Genomic DNA, 6,667 nt, shown 5'->3' with positions numbered 1-6,667 from the left:
CGCGCACGCGGAGGCGATGGCGGACGCGGCGGAGCGGGCGCGGCTCCGCGGCGCGCGCCGTCCCGTGCGCTCCCGCGGCTAGCGCGAGGGGCCGTCCGGGCGGGCGCGGGTCCCCTCGCGGTCGGCAGTCGACGCGTCGCGTGAACCCCGCTCCAGCGCCTCCAGCCGCTTCTCGATCCGCTCCGTCGCGCGCTGCGTCCGCACGACGGACACCGCGATCACGATGCCGAGCACGACGCAGGCGAGCGGCAGCAGCAGGGACACGACTCCGCCGAGCACGAGCCCGGCCATCGGTCCGCCGGGGCCGCCCGGTCCGCCGAACCCATCCAGCGTGGGGGGCTCGAAGCCGGCGAGTGCGATGAGGGCGGATGCGGTGATGAGGTCCTCCGGCGGTCGTCGTGCGCGTCCGGGCGACGCTACCCGCGCACCGGCGCGACCGGAAGGGGTCGACGGGAGTGCGCGGTACCTGCGAGGGGACCGGCGTGGGATCCGTCAGCCGCGCCCGTCCGCGCCGCCGAACGCGTGCAGCCCCAGCTCGTCCGCGAGCTGCTGCGCGAGCCGCGCGCCGCGGACGCTCGTGCCCTGGTCGTCGAGGGGCGGGCTGAAGACCGCGGCGCCGAGACGGCCGGGCGCGGAGAGGACGATGGCGCCGGAGACGCTCGACTTCGCGGGCACGCCGACCCGCCGCATCCACCGGCCGGAGCCGTCGTAGACGCCGCACGTCGCCATCACCGAGACCGTGTCGCGCGCGACCTGCTGCGACACGACGCGAGACCCCGTGAGCGGGTTGCGCCCCCCGCCCGCGAGCGTCGCGCCCATCGCCGCGAGGATCTCCGCGCTCACCCGCACCGAGCAGGCACGCGCGTAGGCGGCCACCGCGTCGTCGGCCGAGACGTGCAGGGTGCCCTCCGAGCGCATGAGGTGGGCGAGCGCGTGGTTGCGGTCGCCGAGGAGCTGCTCGCTCTCCGCGACCTCCTCGTCGACCTCGAGCTCCTGCCCCGCGAACGCGCTGAGGCCGGAGAGGATCCGCGCGGTGCGCTCCTCGAGGGAGGATCCGCGGACGAGGCTCGCCGTGAGGATCGCTCCCGCGTTGACCATCGGGTTCGGCGGCCGGCCGGTGCCGCTCTCCAGCTTGATCGCGTCGAACGCCTCGCCCGTCGGCTCGATGCCGACCGCGTCGAGCGCGGCGCCGTCGGTGTCGGCGAGCGCCAGCGCGAAGAGGAACGGCTTCACCGCCGACTGGATGGAGAAGAGGTGCGCGCTGTCGCCCGCGGCGTGCGTGCGGCCGTCGGGGGTGACGAGCGCGATGCCGGCGAGCGACGGATCCGCGTCCGCGAGCTGCGGGATGCTGTCGTCGACCTCGCCGCCGTCCTCGTCGGCGACGCCCGCGAGCAGCCGGTCGAGGTCGAGCGCGTGTGCGGCGTCGTGGGCGGGATCGTGCGCGGCGGATCCGGGAGCGGGCATGCCCCCACCCTGGCAGCGGACCCGCCGGGCGGTCGTGTCGCGGAGCGCCCCGACCGGCGGACCGGCGTCATCGCCGCGATGGAGGAGGAAGGCCCGGCCTCCGCGCACGGAGGGCCGGGCGGGGCGGGCGACTCCCCCCGGAGGCGCCCGCGCTACGCGAGGACCGCCCACCCGAAGGGCTGATCCCGCTGTTGACAACGTAGGCCAACGGAGAACTGCATGCATCTGCATCGACGTATTGCGGCTAGTCCACCCGGTCAGCCGATGGTGTCGCGCGGATCCGTGCCCGCCTCCCGCGCCCGCCGCGCATCCCGCGAGACCAGCTGCTGGAAGAGCACGGCGAGCACCGCGATCCCGATCGGGATCCACCCCCGCGGATTCCCGACCACCAGCCCGGCGACGCCCGCGAGCGCGATGGCGATCGCGGTGCCGTAGGTGATCCAGCGGCTGCGGTGCAGGAAGGAGAGGTGCATGGATCCACCCTCGCAGACGCGTGGCGACGCATCGCGGGCGGGCCGCGAGCACCACCTCTGGGCGACGGTCAGGACCGGGCGGCCTCGGAGCCCGCTCGCAGCACCCGCTCCAGCTCCTCCGCGATGACGGTCATCCCCGTTCCGCCGGATCCGTCAGTCGAGGATCCACACCCACAGCTCGTCGCCCCAGTAGGCGAGGAGGACCACCAGCGCGGCCGCGACCAGCACGGTGCCGGATGCGGAGAGATCCCATGCGCGGCGCCGCCACGAGCTCCACAGCAGCCAGGCGGCGATGACGGTGATCGGCGCCATGACGAGAGGGCCGAAGAGGACCGCCAGGACCGTCGCCCCTCCGACGAGATGCGCGAGCACCGGCGGCAGGAACGCGGAGGCGTCACCGCCCTGGACGCCGTAGGCCGCCTCCCCGTCCGTCCACGTGATCCCCGAGGCCGTGAGGCCGAGCACGTGGAAGACGTTGCCTCCGAGCACGACGACGGCCACCGCGAACAGGGCCGGACCCAGCCAGCGGGGTGCGCCGGTGGAGGGCGCGGGCGTCGGGTGCTCCGGGGCTGAGCCGAGGGGGACGGAGGGGTCTGTCACACCTCGAGCGTCGCGCCGACGGCGAGCGCAGCGGAAGCCGTGCGCGTGATGTCCGTCGACCGTTCATCGTGCCGGCCCCGGGCCGGGCGGGGAACGCGGCGATCGGCCGGTGCGGCTCCCGTGATCTGGACGGCCTCGCCCCATCGCGCCCACCCGTCGGGTCCGGGCGGGCACGAGACCCCGTGCGAGGCTGGGGCATGGAATCCACAGGGCGAGCGAGCGCGCACAGACCGGATCCGAGGATCGCCTGGCGCGAGCGCGCACGAGAGCTCGGGGTGAGGGCGGCCGGCCTGGTCCCGCAGCGGCACCTCGAGGACTGGGGCATCTCCGGCCTGAACTCCTCCGAGCGGATGGTGGATGGGGAGCCGGTGACGACGTCCATCCGGCTGTCGCGCTTCTACACGGTGCTGCGGGATCCCGACGATCTCGACGACCCCGTCGACCTCCGGCCCCTCGACGCGGACCTGCGCCGCATGCAGGCCGAGGAGACGCCGGACGACCTCCCCGACTGGATGGCGTGGATGCGGGATCGCGGCCGGTTCCCCCAGCTGTGGGAGGCGGTGCAGACGCACGTGATCGGAGCGGGTGCCGCCGACGGCGAGCCCGGGGAGGTCGCGCCGCTGCTCGCCTCCCACGTCGACTACGTCCTGCACAACGCCTTCCGCGAGGAGCACGGTCTCGGCGACCCCACCGACCACCCGTGGGTGCGGCTCGCCCACCGCGACGACGCCCGGCCGGCGGACGTCGTGGTCGACGGCGCGGTCGTCCCGGGCGGGATGGTCATCGACGCCGACGCGTTCGTCGTCGGCGTCGGAGCGCCGCTGGCCGACGGTCGGGTCGTGACCGCCGTCGTCCCGCGCGCCCACCTCGACCTCATCACGCTCGAGCTCGTCGCCGACGGTCCGGACGAGCCTGCGGCGCCGCTCGCGCCCCGCGCAGGACGTCGTGGAGCCGGCAGCTAGCCTCACCAGATGAGCGATGACGCGAACGGGACCCCGGACGGGCGTCGGAAGCCGGCACGCGGATCCGCGCGCAGCGTGCTCCCCTGGGCCGCTGTGATCGGCGGCGCGATCGCGACGTTCCGAGGAGCGACGGGCGATCTGGGGTCGATCTTCCTCATCACGGGTCCCGCGCTCATGGCCCTCGGCGTCGTCGCGTTCTTCGTCTACCGCTGGATGGCGAAGCGGGGCCTGTGACACCTGCCGGGCCAGGTCGCGCTCGCTTGCCCCCGGCGTCGCGGGCTGCCAGCGTGAGCGCATGGGCGACGACGTGACCTCGCTGCGTCGAGTCCCCGGGTTCCGCCCGTACTGGGCCGCCGCGACCGTGTCCTCGTTCGGGACGGCGGTCAGCGCGGTGGCCGTCCCCGTGCTCGTGGTGACGGTGCTGCACGCGACCCCGTTCGAGGTCGGGCTGGTGAACGCCGCGCAGTTCCTCCCGTACGCGCTGTTCGGCCTGGTCATCGGCGCGTACGTCGACCGGTTCCGCCGGAAGCCGCTGCTGGTCTGGGCGAGCGTCGGCCGCGGCGTGTCCCTCGGCGCGATCCCCATCATGTGGCTCACGGGATCCCTGACCCTCTGGGCGACGGCGGCGGCGCTGTTCGTGTTCGGGATCCTGTCCGTCGTCGGCTTCGCCGCCACGCAGTCCCTGCTGCCCCGCATCGTGCCCCGGCCCCTGCTGCTGGCGGCGAACGCGCGCATCGACCAGAGCGACGCCGCCGCCCAGACGGCGGGCCCGGCGCTAGGCGGCGTCCTGGTCGGCATCGTGACCGCGCCGATCGCGATCGCCCTCGACGCGCTGAGCTACTTCGTCGACGCCGTCCTCATCGCCCGGGTCCCCGTCGTCGAGCACGAGGCGACCCGGCCGGAGGGTGCGCGGCTGCGGCGGGACATCGTCGACGGGCTGCGATGGACCTACGGGCACCCAGCCCTCGCGCCGCTCGCGATCTCGACGCACCTGTGGTTCCTCGCCAACGCCGCCGGCCTGACGGTGTTCGCGATCCTCGCCCTCCGCACGCTCGCGCTCCCCGCCGCCGTCTACGGAGCGATCCTCGCGGTGAGCGGCGTCGCGATGCTCGTCGGCGCGACCGCCGCGCCGCGCCTCGGCGAACGGTTCGGCGCCGGCCGCACGATCATCGCCGCGCGGGCCGCCTACCCGATCGCCTGGGCGGGGATCGCCGTCGCGACGGCCGGGGTCGGCGCCGGCGCGCCTGCGGCCACGGTGGTCACGCTGTTCGTCGCGTTCGCCCTCCACGGCGTCGCCGCCGGCTGCGAGAACGCGAACGAGATGAGCCTCCGCCAGACCATCACGCCCGACGCGCTCCTCGGCCGCATGAACGCCACGATGCGCAGCGCGAACCGCACGCTCGCCGCGGCGGGGGCCGTGTGCGGCGGCGCCCTGATGTCCACCGTCGGCGGTGGATCCGCGCTGCTCGCCGTCACGGTCGTGTTCGCCGCGGCGGCCGTCGTCGCCGCGTGCTCGCCGCTGCGGTCGCCGGGCCGGTAGAGATCCGCCCAGCGGCGGATCCGTGCCGAGCGGGCCGCCCCTACCGTCGAGGCATGGCCATCGCGCGGAGGGACCCCTCGCTCATCCTGGGCGCCGCCCTCGCCGTCGTGGGCACGGCGATCACCGTGCTCTTCTTCCTCCAGCCGTGGCGCTCATGTCCCGAGGACGACACGGCAGCGGGCTGCGGGATGCTCGCCGGCGACGCGGCCGTCATGGCGGCGGCCGTGGTCATGACGCTGCTCGGCGTGACCCTCGTGCTCGCCGGCGCGCTGCGGCGGTGGAGGCGCGGCGTCCCGTGATGCGGCTCCCGCGACCATGGGCGCGCGCCCCTCTGCGCGGCGCAGCGGGACGGATCAGCGGAAGCCGCCCACCTGCCGCTCGACCGGCACCGTCCCCGGCACGATGACGTCGCCCGTGTGGGCGGTGGTGACCGTCTCGATGAGCACGATCTCCACCTCCTCGTCCGCGACCGGGTTGTGCTGCACGCCGCGGGGCACGACGTGGAACTGGCCGGGACCCAGCACGACCTCCTGGTCGTCGGGCAGCTGGATGCGCAGGCGGCCCGAGACGACGAGGAACATCTCGTCCTCGGCGTCGTGCGCATGCCAGGTCAGCTCGCCGAGCAGCTTCGCGACCTTGACGTACTGGTCGTTCACCCGCCCGACGACCCGCGGCGTCCAGTGCGCGGACACCTCGCGTAGCTCGGCGGCGATGTCGGTCACGGGGAGATGGGTCATGCCCTCATCCTCGGCGATGCGCCGTCCGCGCGGCGGCACCCGCCCGGATCGCCGACCGCCCCGCCCGGCAGGTGATCCGCCGCCGTACGCGGGTCACTCGCCGTCCGCGGGCCGCAGCGACGACCAGATCTCGACGACGTCCTCCCCGTACTGCGCGTCCGCCTCGGCCTGCTGCGTGCCGTCGTCGTGGATGACCTGCACGGACGCGCGGCCCAGGTACTCCCCGAGCGAGAGCGGCCCGTCGGGGGTGCCCATCTCGCTCGCGTAGTCCTCGATGGCGCGTGCGACGGCCTCGGCGTTCGCGGGATCGCCCGGGGTCGGCTCAGGGAGAGGGGCCTCGGTGGATGGGGCTCGCGGGTCGTAGGGCTCGGGCGTGCGCGTCAGGGTGAACGTCGTGCCGTCCCAGGTGCCGAAGACCTCGTAGTCGCCCCAGGTGCTGCCCGACACGCTCTCCTCGCCCTCGACGCCGGCCCAGTCCCACCCCTCGATGCGCGGGCCGCCGCACACGGGCGGGAGGGACTCGCCGACGCCGCCCAGGCACAGCTCCGCGCCCTCGCCGCCGTCGAGGACGAGGGCCCGCGCGGTCAGCTCGTCGGCCGGGCGCTCCGGGGCGGTGGGGGCAGGGGCGGGGACGGTGTCGGCGGCTCCCGCGGCGCACCCGCTGAGCACGGCGACGGCGACGAGCAGCGGCACGATGGCGGCGGGGGACCTCATGGGGTCAGCATGCGGTCGGCGTGGACCCGCCCGTACTCCCCACTTCGGGGCCGTACGCGCCGCCTCCCCGTGCGGCGGGCCCGACGGATCACCCGGACGAGGCGCGAGCCGCCGCCGCGACCACCGCCGCCACGATCCCCCCGTCGGTCACGTCGTGCGCCGCTTCGCCGCCGCCCG

10 protein-coding genes are annotated in these 6,667 nt (G+C 75.2%); 4 read left to right on the top strand and 6 right to left on the bottom strand.

Features of this window, described 5'->3' with window-relative positions:
- Positions 1 to 78: 78 nt before the first annotated feature.
- The 4 genes from DZG00_RS10725 to DZG00_RS10710 form a co-directional block, all read right to left on the bottom strand.
- Complete coding sequence (locus DZG00_RS10725; RefSeq protein WP_119382183.1) at positions 79 to 291, bottom strand: hypothetical protein; 213 nt, start codon at positions 289 to 291, stop codon at positions 79 to 81.
- 201 nt (positions 292 to 492) lie between these two features.
- Positions 493 to 1,464, bottom strand: a complete 972-nt coding sequence (gene glsA, locus DZG00_RS10720) for a glutaminase A (RefSeq protein WP_119382182.1) — start codon at positions 1,462 to 1,464, stop codon at positions 493 to 495.
- Between the two features lie 257 nt (positions 1,465 to 1,721).
- Positions 1,722 to 1,937 (bottom strand): hypothetical protein, encoded by a 216-nt coding sequence (locus tag DZG00_RS10715; protein WP_119382181.1) that lies wholly within the window; start codon positions 1,935 to 1,937, stop codon positions 1,722 to 1,724.
- A gap of 153 nt (positions 1,938 to 2,090) precedes the next feature.
- Positions 2,091 to 2,537: a hypothetical protein gene (locus DZG00_RS10710; protein WP_119382180.1), complete on the bottom strand. Its 447-nt coding sequence runs from the start codon at positions 2,535 to 2,537 to the stop codon at positions 2,091 to 2,093.
- Between the two features lie 275 nt (positions 2,538 to 2,812).
- On the opposite strand from DZG00_RS10710, the gene DZG00_RS10705 reads away from it, so the two are divergent.
- The 4 genes from DZG00_RS10705 (at position 2,813) to DZG00_RS10690 (ending at position 5,338) form a co-directional block, all read left to right on the top strand.
- Complete coding sequence (locus DZG00_RS10705; protein ID WP_119382179.1) at positions 2,813 to 3,499, top strand: hypothetical protein; 687 nt, start codon at positions 2,813 to 2,815, stop codon at positions 3,497 to 3,499.
- 9 nt (positions 3,500 to 3,508) lie between these two features.
- A complete protein-coding gene (locus DZG00_RS10700; protein WP_119382178.1) occupies positions 3,509 to 3,733 on the top strand; it encodes a hypothetical protein in 225 nt (74 codons plus the stop codon).
- Positions 3,734 to 3,794: 61 nt separating this feature from the next.
- Positions 3,795 to 5,039, top strand: a complete 1,245-nt coding sequence (locus DZG00_RS10695; protein WP_119382177.1) for an MFS transporter — start codon at positions 3,795 to 3,797, stop codon at positions 5,037 to 5,039.
- Positions 5,040 to 5,092: 53 nt separating this feature from the next.
- Complete coding sequence (locus DZG00_RS10690; RefSeq protein WP_119382176.1) at positions 5,093 to 5,338, top strand: hypothetical protein; 246 nt, start codon at positions 5,093 to 5,095, stop codon at positions 5,336 to 5,338.
- A 54-nt stretch (positions 5,339 to 5,392) separates the two neighbouring features.
- Here DZG00_RS10690 and DZG00_RS10685 read toward each other — a convergent pair whose 3' ends face one another.
- Complete coding sequence (locus tag DZG00_RS10685) at positions 5,393 to 5,776, bottom strand: cupin domain-containing protein (protein WP_119382175.1); 384 nt, start codon at positions 5,774 to 5,776, stop codon at positions 5,393 to 5,395.
- A gap of 93 nt (positions 5,777 to 5,869) precedes the next feature.
- A complete protein-coding gene (locus tag DZG00_RS10680; RefSeq protein WP_119382174.1) occupies positions 5,870 to 6,490 on the bottom strand; it encodes a hypothetical protein in 621 nt (206 codons plus the stop codon).
- Positions 6,491 to 6,667: the final 177 nt, after the last annotated feature.

The sequence above is a fragment of the Clavibacter lycopersici genome (assembly GCF_003576405.1).
Classification (GTDB): domain Bacteria; phylum Actinomycetota; class Actinomycetes; order Actinomycetales; family Microbacteriaceae; genus Clavibacter; species Clavibacter lycopersici.
Note: the sequence above shows the minus strand (reverse complement) of the source record. Positions and strands in the feature narration are given on the sequence as shown.

Coding starts and splice junctions, on each gene's coding strand:
- DZG00_RS10725 (WP_119382183.1), bottom strand. CDS start 291: ATGGCCGGGCTCGTGCTCGGCGGAGTCGTGTCCCTGCTGCTGCCGCTC.
- DZG00_RS10680 (WP_119382174.1), bottom strand. CDS start 6,490: ATGAGGTCCCCCGCCGCCATCGTGCCGCTGCTCGTCGCCGTCGCCGTG.
- DZG00_RS10685 (WP_119382175.1), bottom strand. CDS start 5,776: ATGACCCATCTCCCCGTGACCGACATCGCCGCCGAGCTACGCGAGGTG.
- DZG00_RS10700 (WP_119382178.1), top strand. CDS start 3,509: ATGAGCGATGACGCGAACGGGACCCCGGACGGGCGTCGGAAGCCGGCA.
- DZG00_RS10690 (WP_119382176.1), top strand. CDS start 5,093: ATGGCCATCGCGCGGAGGGACCCCTCGCTCATCCTGGGCGCCGCCCTC.
- DZG00_RS10715 (WP_119382181.1), bottom strand. CDS start 1,937: ATGCACCTCTCCTTCCTGCACCGCAGCCGCTGGATCACCTACGGCACC.
- DZG00_RS10695 (WP_119382177.1), top strand. CDS start 3,795: ATGGGCGACGACGTGACCTCGCTGCGTCGAGTCCCCGGGTTCCGCCCG.
- glsA (WP_119382182.1), bottom strand. CDS start 1,464: ATGCCCGCTCCCGGATCCGCCGCGCACGATCCCGCCCACGACGCCGCA.